Source organism: Pseudoxanthomonas dokdonensis (genome assembly GCF_001431405.1).
Classification (GTDB): Bacteria; Pseudomonadota; Gammaproteobacteria; order Xanthomonadales; family Xanthomonadaceae; genus Pseudoxanthomonas_A; species Pseudoxanthomonas_A dokdonensis.
Map to the genome: position 1 here is coordinate 139,264 of NZ_LDJL01000004.1, position 15,868 is coordinate 155,131.

Genomic DNA, 15,868 nt, shown 5'->3' on the forward strand with positions numbered 1-15,868 from the left:
ATGACCCCTTTGAGCAACGGCACCTCGCGTGACCGTCTACGCATCGCCATCCAGAAAAGCGGCAGGCTGGCGGAACCGGCACGCGCCTTGTTGTCGGCCTGTGGCCTGAGCTGGCGCGAAAGCCGCGACAAGCTGTTCTGCTACGGCGAATCGCTGCCGGTTGATCTGTTGCTGGTCCGCGACGACGACATTCCGGGCTTGATTGCCGATGGCGTCTGCGACTTCGGCGTGGTGGGACGCAACGAGCTCAACGAACAGGCCGGCGCCCGCCAGAGCATCGGTCTGCCGGCGGCCTATCAGGAGCTGCGCGCACTCGGCTTCGGTGGTTGCCGACTGATGCTGGCGGTGCCGGAGGCCTGGCAATGGAGTGGTCCCGAGCAGCTGCAGGGCACCCGCATTGCCACCAGCTACCCGGCGATCCTGGCCCAGTGGTTGCAGGAGCAGGGCGTGCAGGCGAGTGTGGTCGAATTGTCCGGCTCGGTGGAAATCGCCCCCAAGCTGGGGACCGCGGATCTGATCTGCGATCTGGTCTCCAGCGGCGCCACCCTGGCTGCCAATCAGCTCAAGCCGGTGCAGACCTTGCTGGAAAGCGAAGCGGTGCTGGCCGGGCCGGTGCGCCGCTTCGAGGATCAGCGTGCGCAACTGGCGGCGATGCTGTTGCGACGGATGGATGGCGTGCTCAAGCTGAAGGACAGCAAGCTGCTGATGTTCCGCGCCGAACGCGCCACCGTCGCTGAACTGACTCGATTGCTACCTGATGCCGAACCATTGACCACGCTAGCAGGCAGCGAAGAAGGTCCGCTGTCGTTGCAGACCATGTGTCACGGCGCGGTCACTTGGCAGCGGCTGGAAGAGCTGGAGCGCGCTGGCGCCCAGGGCCTGATGGTGTTGTCGGTCGAGAGGTCGCTGGCATGAAGCGATTGCAGTGGGCGGCCTTGAGCGCGGTCGAGCGCGAACAGGCCTTGACCCGACCCGTGCAGGAAGTGGCGCTGAAAACCCGCGACATCGTTGCCGATTTGCTGCGCCAGGTGCGCGAAGGTGGCGATCAGGCGCTGAGCGAGATTACCCAGCGCCTGGATCGGACCCGGATGGATTCGTTCAAGGTCGATGACGACGAGTTCGCCGCGGCAGAAGCCGCCATAGACAGCGACTTGCGTGAAGCGATGACGCAGGCCGCCGAACGCATCCGCGCCTTCCATGCCGCCGGCATGATTGTCGATTACACGGTGCAGACCGCACCCGGGGTCAGCTGCGAGCGGATGATGCGACCGATTGGCCGGGTTGGGTTGTATGTACCGGCGGGCAGTGCGCCTTTGCCATCCACCGCGTTGATGCTGGGAGTGCCATCGCAGTTGGCCGGTTGCTCACAAGTGGTGTTGTGCACACCACCACGCCAGGACGGCAGCGCCGATCCGGCGGTGCTGGTGGCGGCGCGGATGTGTGGCATCGAGCAGGTGTTCAAGCTTGGCGGCGCGCAGGCGATTGCGGCGATGGCCCATGGCACCGCCAGCGTGCCGAAATGCGACAAGTTGTTTGGTCCCGGCAACAGCTATGTCACCGAAGCCAAGCAGCAGGTCGCGCAAAGCGGTGTTGCCGCCATTGACATGCCGGCCGGTCCCTCGGAAGTGCTGGTGATCGCCGATGCTGGTGCCAACCCGGCCTTTGTCGCCGCGGATCTGTTGTCGCAGGCCGAACATGGCCCGGATTCGCAGGTGCTGTTGTTGTCCGACAGCGCGGCAATGATCGAGCAGGTGCAGGCTGATATCGAGCGTCAGCTACCGCTGCTGCCTCGGGCAGAGATCGCGCATCAGTCATTGCAGCAATCGAGGTTGATCGAGGTCGATACGCTGGAAGATGCCTTTGCAATCAGCAATCGCTACGCGCCGGAACACCTGATCCTGGCGCTGCGCCAACCGCGTGACTGGCTGGCCAGGGTTCAGGCGGCCGGTTCGGTATTCCTTGGCGATTACACCCCCGAAGCACTCGGTGACTATTGCAGCGGTACCAACCATGTGTTGCCGACCAATGGCGCGGCGCGCGCCTACAGTGGGGTCAGCGTTGGCAGCTTCCAGAACGCGATCAGTGTGCAGGCCGCCAGCGCCCACGGCATCGCCGGCATCGGTGGCGGCGCGGTGGTGATGGCCCAGGCCGAAGGCCTGCATGCGCACGCCAATGCGGTTGCGTTGCGTCTGCAGGCGGTATCGATATGAGCAACGTGCTGGAACTGGTACGCGCGGATTTGCGCGGATTTGCCGGCTACAAATCGGCCCGCAGCGAATCCCTACAAGGCGATGTCTGGCTCAATGCCAATGAATCGGCCTGGGCCAATCCGGCCGACAGCAGCGGCAGCAGCCGCCGCTACCCGGAACCGCAACCATCACGGTTGCGGCAGACGCTGGCGCAGCTGTATCAATGCCGACCTGAGCAGTTGCTGCTCGGCCGTGGCAGTGATGAAGCCATCGACCTGCTGGTCCGCGTGCTGTGCGAGCCAGGCCGTGATGCAGTGCTGGTGACGCCGCCGGTATTCGGCATGTATGCGGTTTCCGCACGCCTGCAGAACGCGGTGTTGGTCGAGGTGCCATTGCAGGACGGGCCGGAGGGTTTTGTCTGTGATCTGGCTGCAGTCGAGAGCAGGGCCCGGCAGACCCGCAGCAAACTGGTGTTCCTGTGCTCACCGTCGAATCCGACCGGTGGACTGGTGCCGTTGGACGCCATCGCCACGTTGGCGCGGCAGTTGCGCGGGCAGTCGCTGGTGGTGGTGGATGAAGCCTACGCGGAATTTTCCAGTCAGGCTTCAGCGGTCAGCCTGATGACCGAACACGACAACATCGCGGTGTTGCGGACCTTGTCCAAGGCACATGCACTGGCGGCGGCGCGGGTCGGCGTGGTGATCGCTGAGGAGGCGTTGATTGCTGTGCTGCGCGCCTGCCAGGCCCCTTATCCGCTGCCGACGCCGTGCGTGGAGCTGGCGTTGGCGGGGCTCTCGGCCGAAGCACTGCAACAGACCGGCGAACGTGTCGCCAGCATCATCAGCGAGCGCGAGCGCATGCAATTGCAGTTGCAGCAGATGTCGGGGGTGCGCTCGGTCTATCCGTCGCAGGGCAACTATCTGCTGGTCCGTTTTGACGATGCGCAGGCAGCATTCGAGCGCCTGCTGGCAGCCGGCGTGGTGGTGCGTGATCAACGTGGCGCACCACAGTTGCAGGATGCCTTGCGCATTACCATCGGCCTTGCCGAACACAACCAGCGCGTGCTGCAGGCATTGCGCCAACAGGAGATCGCGGCGTGAAACCGATTCTTTTCATCGACCGCGACGGCACCTTGATTGAAGAGCCGGCGGACTTCCAGATCGACGCTTACGAAAAACTACGCCTGGTCCGCAACGTGGTGCCGGCACTGATCAAGCTGCGCGATGCCGGCTACGAATTTGTCATCATCAGCAATCAGGACGGCTTGGGCAGCGAATCGTATCCGCGTGCCAGCTTTGATGGTCCCAATGATCTGATGCTGCAGATATTCGCCAGCCAGGGCATTCACTTCCGTGATGTGTTGATCGACGAGAGCTGGCCGCACGAAAACAAGCCGACTCGCAAACCGGGTATTGGTCTGGTCACTGCCTATCTTCAGGATCGCAATATCGACTGGCCGCGTTCGGCAATGGTCGGTGACCGCGAAACCGATATCCAGTTTGCCGACAATCTGCGCATCCGTGGTTTCCAATTGAGGACCGCGCAGTTTGGCGGCGAATGGGATTGGGACGGTATCGCCCACGAGCTGGCTGATGCCCCGCGCCGTGCCAGCGTGCAGCGCAATACCCGCGAAACCCGCATCCGCGTTGATGTCGATCTGGACCGGGTGGCCGAACCCAAGATCCAGACCGGGCTGCCGTTCTTCGACCACATGCTGGAACAGATCGGCAAGCACGGCGGTTTTTCGCTGTCGATCCGGACCGACGGCGATCTGCATATCGACGAGCACCACACGGTCGAGGACACCGGACTGGCGCTGGGGCAGGCGCTACGCGAAGCACTCGGTGACAAGCGCGGCATCGGCCGTTACGGGTTCACCCTGCCGATGGATGAAACCCTGGCCTCGGCGGCGCTGGATTTCAGCGGCCGACCGTACTTTGTATTCAGCGGCGAGTTCAAGCGTGAGCGGGTCGGCGACCTGCCCACCGAGCTGGTCCCGCATTTCTTCCGTTCGCTATGCGACGCCTCGGGCTTGAACCTCAACCTCAGCGTGCAGGGCGACAACGATCACCACAAGGTCGAGGCCTGCTTCAAGGTATTGGCACGGGCATTGCGGCAGGCGATCCGGCGCGAAGGCGCGGAGCTGCCATCGACCAAGGGCAGCCTGTAATGCAGGTCGCGCTCATTGATGCCGGCGGCGCCAACATTGGTTCGGTGCGCTATGCGCTGCAGCGGCTGGGAGTGGAGGCCGAACTGACCACCGATGCCGAGTGCATCCGAGCCGCCGATCGGGTCATCCTGCCCGGGGTCAGCACCGCGGCGATGGTCATGGACGGCCTGCGTCAGCGCGGACTGGTCGAGGTGCTGCGCACGCTGCGCACGCCCTTGCTCGGGGTCTGCGTCGGCATGCAGTTGTTGTTCGAGCATTCCGAAGAGGATCAGACCGACTGCCTGGGCCTGTTGCCGGGGATAGTACGCAAACTGCCGCTGGCCGCTGGCATCCGGGTGCCGCATATGGGCTGGAATGGCTTGGCGCGGCGGCGTGATGCGTCGCTGATTGTCGGCATTGGCGAAGGCGCGCATGCCTATTTCGTGCACAGTTATGCAGCGCCGGTGAGCGATGATTGCCTGATGAGTTGCGAGCATGGACTGGCCTTCGCCGCTGTGGTCCAGCGCGGCAACGTCGCCGGCGCCCAGTTCCACCCCGAACGCTCGGCCGACATCGGTGCGCGACTGTTGAACAACTTCCTGGAAACCGGTCTGGCATGAGCAAGTTCACCGTATATCCGGCGATTGACATCCGCGACGGCCGCGTCGTGCGGCTGGCGCAGGGCGATTACCAGCGCGAGACCCGCTATGAGGGCGACCCACTGACAGCCATCCAGGCATACGCGGCGCAGGGCGCGGAGTGGTTGCATCTGGTCGATCTGGATGCCGCCCGCGCCGGTGGTTACACCCTGGCGCCGTTGTTGCAGGCGATCACTGCCTCGACCGGACTCAAGGTGCAGACCGGTGGTGGCGTGCGCAGTCGTGACGATGTCGCCCGCATCCTGCAAGCCGGCGCACAGCGGGTGGTGATCGGCTCGCTGGCCGTGCGCGACAGCAAACGGGTGCTGCAGTGGCTGGCCGAGTTCGGTCCCGAACACATCACCGTGGCCCTGGACGCCCGCCAGGACGCATCCGGCGTGTGGCGGTTACCGGTGCATGGCTGGACCGAGACTGCGGCGGAAATCCTCGACCAGAAACTGCGCCAGTTCGCCGACGCCGGCCTGAGCCATCTGCTCAGCACCGACATCCAGCGCGACGGCATGTTGACCGGGCCCAATCTGGATCTGTATGGCCACATCCAGGCGCATGCGCCGACTTTGCGGGTGCAGGCCTCCGGTGGCGTCGAAAAGCTGGCCGACATCGCTGCTGCGCGGGCCGAGGGTTGCGCTGGCATCGTGCTCGGCAGGGCGCTGCTGGAAGGACGCTTCAGCCTGGCGGAAGCACTGGCATGTTGAGTCGCCGGCTGATTCCGTGCCTGGACGTGCGCGACGGTCGCGTGGTCAAGGGCGTGCGTTTTCGCGACCACGTCGACATGGGCGACATCGTCGATCTGGCGCTGCGCTACCGTGATGCCGGCGCCGACGAACTGGTGTTCTACGATATCGGCGCCAGTCCCGAGGGCCGCTCGGTCGATTACGGCTGGGTCGAGCGGGTGTCGCGACTGCTGGATATCCCGTTCTGCGTGGCCGGTGGCATCCGCGACGTGGCCACCGCACGCGCGGTGCTGCATGCCGGTGCCGACAAGATTTCGATCAACACGCCGGCGCTGGAAAGACCGGCGCTGATTACCGAACTGGCGCAGGCCTTTGGCGTGCAATGCGTGGTCGTTGGCATCGATTCGGTGCGCGAGGCCGACGGCCAGTGGCGGGTGCGCCAGTACACCGGCGATCCCGACAAGACCCGCGCGTTGACGATGCGCACGCTGGACTGGGTGGTCGAAGCGCAGGAACGCGGCGCCGGTGAAATCGTGCTCAACTGCATGGACAGCGATGGCGTGCGCCGTGGCTACGACATTGAACAACTGCGCCAGGCCCGCGCGCTATGCCGGGTGCCGCTGGTGGCCTCCGGTGGTGCCGGCGAAGCGGTGCATTTTGCCGAGGTATTCCGCCAGGCCGACGTTGACGGCGCCCTGGCCGCCAGCGTATTCCACAGCGGCGCCATCGCCATCCCCGAACTGAAACAATTTCTGGCCGCGCAGGCCATCGAGGTGCGTGATGGGCTCTGATTCGCAGCCAATCCGGATCGATGGCGATCTGTCGGCACTGGACTGGGACAAGGGCAATGGCTTGTTGCCGGTGGTGGTGCAGGACGCCGGCAACCTGCGCGTGCTGATGCTGGGCTACATGAATGCCCAAGCCTTACAGGTCACCCTCGACAGCGGCAAGGTCACCTTTTTCAGCCGCAGCAAGCAGCGCCTGTGGACCAAGGGCGAAAGCTCGGGCCATGTGTTGCAGGCGGTGTCGGTGCAGGCTGATTGCGACAACGACACCCTGCTGATAAGCGCCCATCCGCATGGGCCAACCTGCCATCTACAGCGTGCCAGCTGTTTTCCGCGGGCGCCGTCGGCGTTCCTGGCCGAGCTGGATCAACTGGTCGCCAGTCGTGAGCGTGACCGTCCGGCGGGTAGTTACACCACCCAGCTGTTTGATGGTGGCATCCGCCGGATCGCCCAGAAAGTTGGCGAAGAGGGCGTGGAGACCGCGCTGGCCGCGGTCGCCCAGGATGATGCGGCGCTATTGGGCGAAAGCGCGGATCTGCTGTACCACCTGATCGTGGCGCTGCGGGCGCGGGGGCTGTCGTTGCAACAGGCGGTCGAGGTGCTGGCACAACGCCATGCGCGTTAGGCAGCGACGGCACGCCGGGCGATAATGCACCGGTCCTCGTTGTCCGGAAACCGCCATGCGCTGGAGTAATTTCGCATCCCTGCTACTGCTGTCGAACGCGATCCTGCTCAACGCGGTATCGACGAATACCGCGGTGGCGGGCGAAGTGGCGGTACCGATCTGCAGCAGTGGCATGGTCTGGGAAGACCGCAATGGCAATGGCCAGCGCGACCCCGGCGAGCGCCCGCTGGCAGGCATCAAGCTGTCCGATGGCCAGCAGCTGGTGACGACCGATGCGCAGGGCCACTATCGCCTGCCGGCCAATGACGGGCGCACTGTTTTCATCATCAAGCCGGCCGCTTACGCATTGCCGGAACGTGCTGACGGGCTGCCCGATGCATGGAAGAACAGTCCGTCGCCGACCTCGTCCACACTCAAGTACGGCGGCCTGCGTGATGCCAGGGCGGCATGCAAGGATTTCGGCCTTGTGCCGCAGCCGCGGCAACGCATGAGCGCAGACTCGATGCGGATGCTGGTGTTCAGCGATACCCAGACCAAATCGATGCAGGATGTGGATTATTACCTGCGCGATATCGTTCAGCCATTGCTGGCCCAGCGCGATCAGTACCAGCTCGGCACCACGCTCGGTGATGTGGTCAATGACGATCTGTCGCTGTATCCACAGCTGAAGCAGGTGACCGCGCAGTTGGGGCTGCCCTGGCTGCATATCCCAGGCAACCACGACCTGGATTTCGATGCTGGCAGTGACGAGGAATCACTGCTGAGCTATCGCAACCAGTTTGGTCCCGACACCTTCGCCTGGGAAGAACCGTTGCTGACCTTCATCGGCCTGGATGATGTGGTCTACCAGCCGGGTGTCAAACCGGCCTATGTCGGCGGTCTACGCGAGGACCAGTTCCGCTTCCTGCAGGAGTACCTGCCGACCGTGCGCAAGGACCGGCTGCTGGTACTGGCCATGCATATCCCGACCTTCCTGCCGGACCCGGGTCGCGAAACCTTCCGCCTGGCCGACCGGCAGCGACTGTTTGATCTGCTCAAGGATTTCCCCCACGTACTGCTGCTGAGCGGCCACAGTCATACCCAGCAGCAGTGGTTCCATGGTGCCGACGAAGGCTGGCACGGCACGCAACCGCTGCATGAGTACAACGTCGGTGCCGCCTGCGGAGCGTTCTGGTCGGGAGTGAAGGACGCGCAGGGCATTCCCGACAGCCGCATGGCCGATGGCACCCCCAACGGCTATGCCGATCTGCGGGTTGCCGGCGATGGCAGTTACGCGCTGGCCTGGCACGCCGCCCGCGATCCGGAAGGCAGCCATATCGGCCTGCATCTGCCGCAGGTGTTGCGCCAGGGTGCATATCCGGCGTGGGGCGTATATGCCAACGTGTACATGGGCGATGCTGCTTCCCGGGTCGAATTCCGCGTCGACGGCGCTGACTGGAAACCGATGACGCAGGTGCGACAGCCCGACCCGGGGCTGCTGGCGGAAAACGTGCGTGATGATCAGGCACCGGCACTGCGTGGCTACGACCGCTCGCCGGAAGCGGTGCCGTCCGCGCACCTGTGGCGTGGTGCGCTGCCGACGGATCTGTCGATTGGCGAGCACCAGGTCGAAGTGCGGGTGTTCGACCGCTGGCAGGGCGAGCAGCGCGTTCAGGGGCATTACCGGTTGCAGGATGCGAAGCCTTGAACCGGCACCCGCGTCGTCGCGGCGGCGGCCCGGTAGCGGACGCGTGCTAGCGCAGGCGCCGGGCCACGCGAGCGGCAGTGCCCCACAGCTGTGACTTCAGCGCCACGCCGTCTGCGTCCAGTGCCACTCGGCGCGGCGCCATGCCAATCCGCTTCATCCATTTGCGGCACTGATGGTTCAGTGCCAGGGCCCGCATCAGGCTGCGGGTCTGTTCGGTGTTGAAAATGATCGACAGCGAAATGGACACGTCATCGCTGCCGTTGCGCACGTGATGGCCGGCGACGAAGGGAATATGCAAGGCCTGGCCCGGTGAGAATTCAAAGCGGGTGCCGAGTGACTGCACCTCCGGTCGCCATGCCGGGCGACGGCCGGTCTGGGCGAAGAAATGCTCGGTGTCCTCGTCGCTGACCACGCGCGGGTCCCACGGGGGGTAGACCGTCACCTGCTTGCTGCCGCGGAATTGCAGCAGGAACGTCGAGTAGCGATCGATATGGAACGGGGTCACGCTGTTGGGAGAGGCGATGAACAGATACAGCATCGCTTCATCGATGCCACCGCTGATGCCGGCCTCGCGCACCAGGGATTGCACGTCGGCCTTCAGCTCCTGCAGCAAGGGCTTGAACGAATCGGCGGTTTCCGGTTGCCGCACCATGATGTAGGCATCGGTATGGCGCAACCGTTCCAGGGTTTCCTCAAGCCCCAGTTCGGCCTGGTGTTCGAGATGGGCGCGGTCGAAATTATCGCTGTTGTCGAGCAGACCGCTGGAGTGGAACACTTGTGCCGGCGGCAATGCCGGGATGACCTTGGCCAGGTTTTCCAGCGACAGCGCAGGGTGTCCGAGCAGACGGTGATGGAACAACGAGCCCCGGCGATCCAGGTGCCCGCGCTCGAAATCGTTGTCGAAACAGTTCAACTTGTCCATGAATCCGCTTTCCCTGACGTCCGCCTGCTAGAACGCAGCGGGGGTGCGGGAACGGCCATCGACACGGCGCTGGCAGCATGGGCAGGCCAGCGCCGATGGTTACCGGCTCACAAAAAGCAGAACGCCTCCTGGCGGAGGCGTCATCGGATTCGGCTGGCTGGCGTGTGGCTGGCTGGCATGAATCGCCGGGTCACTGGCGGGCGTTGCGCTGGCGGGTGACCGGGACGGATTCTAGCGGGGCGGCACCGGTCGCGTTGAAGCGGGAATCACTCGCATCAACCCAGCGGGATCTGATCGAAGCCGGTGACCCGGGCATGGCCGTGGGCATCGTCGCCAAGCCGCGCTTGCGGATAGTCCTGCAGGCGATCGACCAGACAGGTCTGCATGCCGGCCTCGCGCGCCGCGTCGAGTTCGGCGACCACATCGGACAGGAACAGGATGTCCGCTGCCGGCAGGGCGATGGCCTCGGCAATCCGGCGGTAGCTGTCCGCTTCACGCTTGCCGCCGGTTTCGGTATCGAACCAGCCCGAAAACAACGCAGTCAGATCGCCGGCATCGCTGTGGCCGAAGAACAGCTTCTGCGCCGGCACCGAGCCGGACGAGTACACATGCAGCGGCAGTCCCTGCGCGTGCCACTGCCGCAACGCGGGGGCCGCATCGGGATAGATGTGCGCGGTGAAATCGGCATCACGGTAGCCGGCGTCCCAGATCATCCCCTGCAACGCCTTCAGCGCCGTGTGCTTGCGGTCCTGGTCAATCCAGCCCTGCAGGGTCTCGACGATGACATCGTCGCTGCAGATGCCGCCATGTTCGGTCGCGACCTGGTCCAGCCACTGGCGCACGTCCGGGCGCTGGCCATGTTCGCGGACGAAGCCGGGCAGGGCACGCCGGGCGTAGGGAAACAGCACATCCTTGACGAACGAGATGCTGCTGGTGGTGCCTTCGATATCGGTGAGGATGGCGCGGATCATTTATCGCTCAGGCCTTGGTAGCGCGGGAACCTGCCGGCGATGTCCTGGCCGGTGAAGTGGCCGACCCAGCCATCGGGCTCGGTGAAGAAGCGGATGGCGATGAACTGCGGTTCCGGACCCATGTCGAACCAGTGCCGGGTACTGTCCGGTACCGCGATCAGATCGTCCTTCACGCACTCGACCTCGTAGACCTTGCCATCCACGTGCAGGGTGAACAGGCCCGAGCCGGCGACGAAAAAGCGCACCTCGTCTTCCTTGTGGTAATGCTCGTCGAGGAACTTGGCGCGCATGGCTTCGCGCTGCGGGTTGTCTGGCGCAATGCTGACCACGTCGACCGACTTGAAGCCACGCTCGGCCACAAGCCGGTCGATGTCGGCGCGATAGGCATCCATCACCTGTTCCGGGCTGGCACCGGGCGCCAGCGGCTGGTTGGCCTGCCAGCGTTCGAAGGTGACGCCGATCTTGTGCAGTTCGGTGGCGATGAAGTCCGGGTCGTAGCTGGCGAACTCGGGCGTGTCGGGGGTGTTTTCGTCAAAGATGCGCAGACGGCTCATGGCGGTGGCGAGTTCCGTGGGATGAGGGAGCTTAACAAGGCCCGGCGTAGCGCCAGGTGACGGCATCCGTGGTTACTGGCGACAGCCCAGCTTGCGCAGTTCCAGCTCGCAGTGGAGCAGGAACTCGAAAGCTTCCAGATGCCGGCGCGCCTGGGCCATGTCCTGGCCCCAGGCATACAGGCCATGGCCATCGATCAGATAGCCCCACATGCATTGCCGGTCCAGCAAGGCATCGACCTGCGCGGCCAGCACATGCATGTCCTGGGTGTTGGAAAACACCGGCACGTCGACCGCGGTTTCGTGGGTGCTGTTGCCGTGGAAGGCCTTCAGCAACTCGTAGCCTTCCAGGCGTACGTGGCCGGCGCCGGCATACAGGCGCGAGGCAATCGTCTGCACTGGCGAGTGGGTATGCAGTACGCAGCCGATTTCCGGGAAGCGCTTGTACAGCTGGGTGTGCAGCAGGGTTTCGGCGGACGGCCGTTGATCGGTCGCGACCGGTTTGCCATCCCAGTCGACGACCATGATGTCGTCGCGGCCCAGCCGGCCCTTGTCCTTGCCCGACACGGTGATCGCGGCATGCTGGCCATCGAGGCGATGCGAGAAGTTGCTGCTGGTCGCCGGCGTCCAGCCGGCGCGCGCCAGCTCGCCGACGTTGCTGATCAGGACATCGGCCAGTTGCTGCAGCCGGTCGCTGTCGTAGGGGAGAGTGCTCATGCGCCGATCTTAGCGCGAGCATCCCGGCGGGGCGAGCACCGTCCTAGGCGACAGGCCGGCCGCGGCGGGCGAAACCACGATAGGCGGCCAGCGACAACAAGGCGATGACCACGCCACCGACCAGGGTGCGGATCGAGGACGAATACACCAGCAGCCCGCAGGCCACCAGCGCGCCCATGCCGATGATCCGGTCCGAGCGCGTGGCCAGCCGTTCAGGCGAACCCAGCAGCAGCGCCAGCCCTGCGGTCGCATAGGCCATGATCACGAGGGTGACGACCATTTCAATCAGGGTTTCGAACTGGCTGGAAACGGTCGGCGCCAGGGTGAACACCGCCAGCAGCGTCATCGAGGCGGCGATGATGAACAAGCCCCAGCCGGCCGAACCATTGGCCCGCAGGCGACCGAAGATCGGCGGCAGGAAGCCGCGCTGGGCGGCGCGGGCACCGGATTCGCCGCTGACCAGCATCCAGCCACCGAGGGTACCGGTGGCCTTGAGCGCGGCCGCCGCGGCGATGATCGGAATCGCCCAGGCGCCGAACATCTGCCCGGCCACCAGCGCGAACGGTGCGCTCGACTGCGACAGTTGCGCGGCCGGCACGATGCCCATCATCAGCACCGAAGACAGCAGGTAGACGATGCCGGCAATGACGATGCCGCCAATCGTCGCGATCGGCACGTTACGCTGTGGATTGCGGACCACGCCGGCGACCATCGCCCCGGTTTCCAGGCCGACGAAGGCCCAGAATATCGGCGCCAGTGAACTGAACACCACGCTGGCGTCGCTGCGGTCGGTGACATTCCACGAGGCACGGTAGATGTCGCCGTCAAAACTGCCCCAGCCCCAGATCAGAATCACCGCCACCGGCAACAGGCCCAGTACCACGCAGAACGACTGGAAGCGTGCGATCTGGCGCGGGCCCATCAGGTTGAGGCCGAACATCAGCCAGATCAGCAGCAACTGCCCGATCAGACGGGTGACGCTGCCATCGCCGACCGGCAGCAGGATGACCAGATAGCCGAACGCGGCCACGGCGATGGCGTTGTTGCCCATCCACGATGAAATCCAGTACAGCGTGGTGGCCAGGAAACCCATGTCGCGCCCCAGTGATGGCCGCACGTAGTCATCCGGCGATTCCAGGTTCGGGTAGTGGCGCGCCAGCCGCGCGAATGCCGAACCCAGCACCACCGCCAGCACCGTGCCCAGCAGCCAGCTGAGCGCGGTGACCCCGCCGGATTTGGCCAGCGTCGCTGGCAACAGGAAGAAACCCGAGCCGATCATGTTGTTGGCGACCACGAAGGTCGCCAGCACCGGACCAATCTTTGCGCTGCTGTCAGCCGTCATCGGCATACCCGAAAGTCAATGAATCGAGGTCGCCCTGCAGCGACCGTCATGCCATCGCTGTACGGTCCCGCGGCATGGCGGGACCGCGCTCGCATCAGGCGTTGCGCAGTTTGCTGTGGCGATAACCGTACACGGCGTAAATCAGCAGGCCGATTGCAATCCAGCCCAGCAGCAGGTGCCAGTGTTCCTTGAACGGTTGCCAGAACAGGTACAGGCAGGTGACCACGCCCAGCGGGCAGACCAGAATGGCCGCCGGCACCCGGAACGGGCGGGGCAGTTCCGGCCGGGTGTAGCGCAGGATCAGGACCCCGGCCGAGACCGTCGCGAACGCCAGCAGCGTGCCCATCGACACCATCTCGCCTAGCAGGCTCAGCGGCAGCAGCCCGGCCAGGCCGGCGGCAATCACGCCGACGATGAGGGTGCCGACGTAAGGCGTGTGGTACTTGGGATGGACCTTGCCGAACAGCTTGGGCATCAGCCCGTCCTTGGACATGGTGTAGAAGATGCGCGGCTGGGCCATCAGCATCACCAGGATCACCGACGACAGACCGGCGATGGCGGCGATTTCCACCAGCGTCTGCAGCCAGCCCAGCGAGGGATAGTTGTTGAGCGCGGTGGAGACCGGTTCGGGCGTGTCGAGCAGGCGGAACGGCATCATCCCGGTCAGCACCGCGCAGACCACGATGTACAGGATGGTGCAGATGATCAGCGAGCCGAGGATGCCGATCGGCATGTCGCGCTGCGGATTTTTGGCCTCGCCAGCGGCGGTGGATACCGCGTCGAAGCCGATGTAGGCGAAGAAGACGATGGCCGAGGCGCGGATGACGCCTTCAAAGCCGAACTTGCCCGGGCCTTCATTGGCGGGGATGAAGGGGTGCCAGTTGGCCGGGTCGACGTACTTGGCACCGAGCGCGATGAACAACACGATCACGGTGACCTTGATCGCAACCACGAACGAGTTGACGAACGCCGACTGGGTGATGCCGAAGTAGCCGATGGTGGTGACCGCGGCGATGATCAACACCGCCGGCAGGTTGACCAGCCCGCCGGTATGGACCAGCGCGCCATTCTCGATGGTGTACGGCGCGCTGGCCAAGGCCGTCGGCAGGGCCAGGTCCCAGTTGCTGAGGAAGGCATTGAGATAGCCCGACCAGCCCACTGCCACGGTCGATGCGGCAAACAGGTACTCCAGCACCAGGCACCAGCCGATGAACCAGGCAACCGCCTCGCCGAGGGTGGCGTACGAGTACGAATAGGCACTGCCCGAGACCGGCAGCATCGCCGCGAATTCGGCATAGCAGAGCCCGGCGAAGGCGCAGGCGATGCCGGCCAGCACGAAGCTCAGCATGATCGCCGGCCCGGCGTGCTGGGCCGCGGCCTGACCGGTCAGCACGAAGATGCCGGCGCCGATGACCGCGCCGATGCCCAGCAGGATCAGCTGGGTGCCGGTCAGGGTGCGCTTGAGAGTTGCTTCGCCTTCCAGGCTTCCTTCAAAGGGTTCCCCCGCATCGACGTGGCCGGCGGGTTCGACCGGTTTGACCCTGAATAGCGATTTGAACATCCGCGGAATTCCTTGGCAGTTGGCTGGTGGGCGGCGACGCCCGGAGGCGCTTTGTCTTAACGCCACCTGTCGCAGGAGGCATCCGAGTTACCTTGCCAAAGCGGCGCGGGAAGCACAAGCGCAAGCGCAGCATGAGCGGCGATAATGGCCGGCCTTGCCGCACCGGATAGCCGTTTATGTGGGATGTCGCTCCCTTGACCATGGCCCTGCAGGATTACCGCCGTCGCTGGCCGCAGGAACAGGCGGTCATCGAACAGTTCGAACGATTGCTGGCCGAGCCGGCCAACCCGTTCGTGCGCGAGCGCCTGGCCGGCCACCTGACCGGCAGTGCCTGGCTGGTCAGCGCCGATGGCAAGCGGTTGCTGCTGACCCATCACCGCAAGCTGCAACGCTGGCTGCAACTGGGCGGTCACGCCGATGGTGACTGCGACATGGCGCAGGTGGCGCTGAAGGAAGCGCGCGAGGAATCCGGGCTGCCGGATCTGGCGCTGGAGTCGGACGCCATCTTCGATCTGGACCGGCACTGGATACCGGAACGCGCCGAGGTACCCGGCCACTGGCACTACGACGTGCGCTACGTCATCCGTGCCGGCAGCGACGAGCGCTTCGTGGTCAGCGAGGAATCACTGCAGCTGGCCTGGCGCGAGATCCCGCCGCTGCTTGACGATGCTGATCCATCAATGGCACGGATGGCAGGCAAGTGGTTGCAGCGGGGCCATTCCGAAACCTAGCGCCGCGGTGCCAGCGGGGCCGGGGGCCGCAGCAGCTGGTCGTGACTCACGACTGATCGCCGAGCCAACGCAACGCGAGGCGTGCTTACGCGCCAGAAATTGCAATGCTCCAGGAAACCCCCGGGATAGCCCAATTTTCCTCGTCATTCCGGCGAACGCCGGGTTTTCAATCAACGAATATTGGGTCATCTAGCTTTTGCTGTCAGCAGCGATAAGTGCTGGATCCCGGCGTGCGCCGGGATGACGACTTTTGCTTATTCTGACCACATGTAGAGCGGAGCTTGCTCCGCTGCTCTTTCTACGAT

At 64.7% G+C, this 15,868-nt stretch carries 16 protein-coding genes; 10 read left to right on the plus strand and 6 right to left on the minus strand.

The genetic code is table 11. The features are described 5' to 3' along the window. The 9 genes from hisG to ABB29_RS03735 are packed head-to-tail and all read left to right on the plus strand — an operon-like array spanning nucleotide 1 to nucleotide 8,768. Complete coding sequence (gene hisG, locus ABB29_RS03695) at nucleotides 1-915, plus strand: ATP phosphoribosyltransferase (protein WP_057657266.1); 915 nt, start codon at nucleotides 1-3, stop codon at nucleotides 913-915. After that, nucleotides 912-2,210 (plus strand): histidinol dehydrogenase, encoded by a 1,299-nt coding sequence (gene hisD / locus ABB29_RS03700; RefSeq protein ID WP_057657267.1) that lies wholly within the window; start codon nucleotides 912-914, stop codon nucleotides 2,208-2,210. The genes hisG and hisD overlap by 4 nt, the downstream gene beginning before the upstream one ends. Then, complete coding sequence (gene hisC / locus ABB29_RS03705) at nucleotides 2,201-3,289, plus strand: histidinol-phosphate transaminase (RefSeq protein WP_157062498.1); 1,089 nt, start codon at nucleotides 2,201-2,203, stop codon at nucleotides 3,287-3,289. Before hisD ends, hisC begins: the two co-directional genes overlap by 10 nt. After that, entirely contained in the window at nucleotides 3,286-4,359 is a 1,074-nt protein-coding gene (gene hisB / locus ABB29_RS03710; protein ID WP_057657269.1) for a bifunctional histidinol-phosphatase/imidazoleglycerol-phosphate dehydratase HisB, read from the plus strand. Before hisC ends, hisB begins: the two co-directional genes overlap by 4 nt. Beyond that, on the plus strand, nucleotides 4,359-4,958 hold the full coding sequence (gene hisH, locus ABB29_RS03715; protein ID WP_057657270.1) for an imidazole glycerol phosphate synthase subunit HisH: 600 nt from the start codon (nucleotides 4,359-4,361) through the stop codon (nucleotides 4,956-4,958). Before hisB ends, hisH begins: the two co-directional genes overlap by 1 nt. After that, nucleotides 4,955-5,692, plus strand: a complete 738-nt coding sequence (gene hisA, locus ABB29_RS03720) for a 1-(5-phosphoribosyl)-5-[(5-phosphoribosylamino)methylideneamino]imidazole-4-carboxamide isomerase (RefSeq protein WP_057657271.1) — start codon at nucleotides 4,955-4,957, stop codon at nucleotides 5,690-5,692. The genes hisH and hisA overlap by 4 nt, the downstream gene beginning before the upstream one ends. Then, the gene (hisF, locus tag ABB29_RS03725; RefSeq protein ID WP_057657272.1) at nucleotides 5,686-6,462 is read left to right on the plus strand and encodes an imidazole glycerol phosphate synthase subunit HisF; all 777 of its coding nucleotides are present in this window, start codon (nucleotides 5,686-5,688) and stop codon (nucleotides 6,460-6,462) included. The genes hisA and hisF overlap by 7 nt, the downstream gene beginning before the upstream one ends. After that, complete coding sequence (hisIE, locus tag ABB29_RS03730) at nucleotides 6,452-7,081, plus strand: bifunctional phosphoribosyl-AMP cyclohydrolase/phosphoribosyl-ATP diphosphatase HisIE (protein ID WP_057657273.1); 630 nt, start codon at nucleotides 6,452-6,454, stop codon at nucleotides 7,079-7,081. Before hisF ends, hisIE begins: the two co-directional genes overlap by 11 nt. Nucleotides 7,082-7,136: 55 nt before the next feature. After that, nucleotides 7,137-8,768: a calcineurin-like phosphoesterase C-terminal domain-containing protein gene (locus tag ABB29_RS03735; protein WP_057657274.1), complete on the plus strand. Its 1,632-nt coding sequence runs from the start codon at nucleotides 7,137-7,139 to the stop codon at nucleotides 8,766-8,768. A gap of 46 nt (nucleotides 8,769-8,814) precedes the next feature. Here ABB29_RS03735 and ABB29_RS03740 read toward each other — a convergent pair whose 3' ends face one another. From ABB29_RS03740 to ABB29_RS03765, 6 genes are all read right to left on the minus strand, one after another. After that, complete coding sequence (locus tag ABB29_RS03740; protein WP_057657275.1) at nucleotides 8,815-9,690, minus strand: cupin-like domain-containing protein; 876 nt, start codon at nucleotides 9,688-9,690, stop codon at nucleotides 8,815-8,817. 275 nt (nucleotides 9,691-9,965) lie between these two features. Then, nucleotides 9,966-10,661: an acireductone synthase gene (gene mtnC, locus ABB29_RS03745; protein ID WP_057657276.1), complete on the minus strand. Its 696-nt coding sequence runs from the start codon at nucleotides 10,659-10,661 to the stop codon at nucleotides 9,966-9,968. Continuing rightward, nucleotides 10,658-11,215: a 1,2-dihydroxy-3-keto-5-methylthiopentene dioxygenase gene (locus ABB29_RS03750; protein WP_057657277.1), complete on the minus strand. Its 558-nt coding sequence runs from the start codon at nucleotides 11,213-11,215 to the stop codon at nucleotides 10,658-10,660. Before ABB29_RS03750 ends, mtnC begins: the two co-directional genes overlap by 4 nt. Nucleotides 11,216-11,287: 72 nt before the next feature. Further along, the gene (locus tag ABB29_RS03755; RefSeq protein WP_057657278.1) at nucleotides 11,288-11,929 is read right to left on the minus strand and encodes a methylthioribulose 1-phosphate dehydratase; all 642 of its coding nucleotides are present in this window, start codon (nucleotides 11,927-11,929) and stop codon (nucleotides 11,288-11,290) included. A gap of 43 nt (nucleotides 11,930-11,972) precedes the next feature. Beyond that, nucleotides 11,973-13,271, minus strand: coding sequence for an amino acid permease (locus ABB29_RS03760; RefSeq protein ID WP_170185841.1), 1,299 nt, complete (start codon nucleotides 13,269-13,271; stop codon nucleotides 11,973-11,975). A gap of 94 nt (nucleotides 13,272-13,365) precedes the next feature. Next, nucleotides 13,366-14,832: an amino acid permease gene (locus tag ABB29_RS03765; protein WP_057657280.1), complete on the minus strand. Its 1,467-nt coding sequence runs from the start codon at nucleotides 14,830-14,832 to the stop codon at nucleotides 13,366-13,368. A gap of 176 nt (nucleotides 14,833-15,008) precedes the next feature. Between ABB29_RS03765 and ABB29_RS03770 the strand changes: the two genes are divergently transcribed. Next, a complete protein-coding gene (locus ABB29_RS03770; RefSeq protein ID WP_057657281.1) occupies nucleotides 15,009-15,563 on the plus strand; it encodes an NUDIX hydrolase in 555 nt (184 codons plus the stop codon). The last annotated feature ends 305 nt before the right edge of the window (nucleotides 15,564-15,868 follow it).

Excerpts from the sequence above, each read along its gene's own strand:
- ABB29_RS03750 (WP_057657277.1), bottom strand. The coding sequence starts at position 11,215 with ATGAGCCGTCTGCGCATCTTTGACGAAAACACCCCCGACACGCCCGAG.
- hisD (WP_057657267.1), top strand. The coding sequence starts at position 912 with ATGAAGCGATTGCAGTGGGCGGCCTTGAGCGCGGTCGAGCGCGAACAG.
- ABB29_RS03760 (WP_170185841.1), bottom strand. The coding sequence starts at position 13,271 with ATGACGGCTGACAGCAGCGCAAAGATTGGTCCGGTGCTGGCGACCTTC.
- hisF (WP_057657272.1), top strand. The coding sequence starts at position 5,686 with ATGTTGAGTCGCCGGCTGATTCCGTGCCTGGACGTGCGCGACGGTCGC.
- ABB29_RS03740 (WP_057657275.1), bottom strand. The coding sequence starts at position 9,690 with ATGGACAAGTTGAACTGTTTCGACAACGATTTCGAGCGCGGGCACCTG.
- ABB29_RS03770 (WP_057657281.1), top strand. The coding sequence starts at position 15,009 with ATGTGGGATGTCGCTCCCTTGACCATGGCCCTGCAGGATTACCGCCGT.
- hisA (WP_057657271.1), top strand. The coding sequence starts at position 4,955 with ATGAGCAAGTTCACCGTATATCCGGCGATTGACATCCGCGACGGCCGC.
- ABB29_RS03755 (WP_057657278.1), bottom strand. The coding sequence starts at position 11,929 with ATGAGCACTCTCCCCTACGACAGCGACCGGCTGCAGCAACTGGCCGAT.
- ABB29_RS03735 (WP_057657274.1), top strand. The coding sequence starts at position 7,137 with ATGCGCTGGAGTAATTTCGCATCCCTGCTACTGCTGTCGAACGCGATC.
- hisIE (WP_057657273.1), top strand. The coding sequence starts at position 6,452 with ATGGGCTCTGATTCGCAGCCAATCCGGATCGATGGCGATCTGTCGGCA.
- hisG (WP_057657266.1), top strand. The coding sequence starts at position 1 with ATGACCCCTTTGAGCAACGGCACCTCGCGTGACCGTCTACGCATCGCC.
- ABB29_RS03765 (WP_057657280.1), bottom strand. The coding sequence starts at position 14,832 with ATGTTCAAATCGCTATTCAGGGTCAAACCGGTCGAACCCGCCGGCCAC.
- hisH (WP_057657270.1), top strand. The coding sequence starts at position 4,359 with ATGCAGGTCGCGCTCATTGATGCCGGCGGCGCCAACATTGGTTCGGTG.
- mtnC (WP_057657276.1), bottom strand. The coding sequence starts at position 10,661 with ATGATCCGCGCCATCCTCACCGATATCGAAGGCACCACCAGCAGCATC.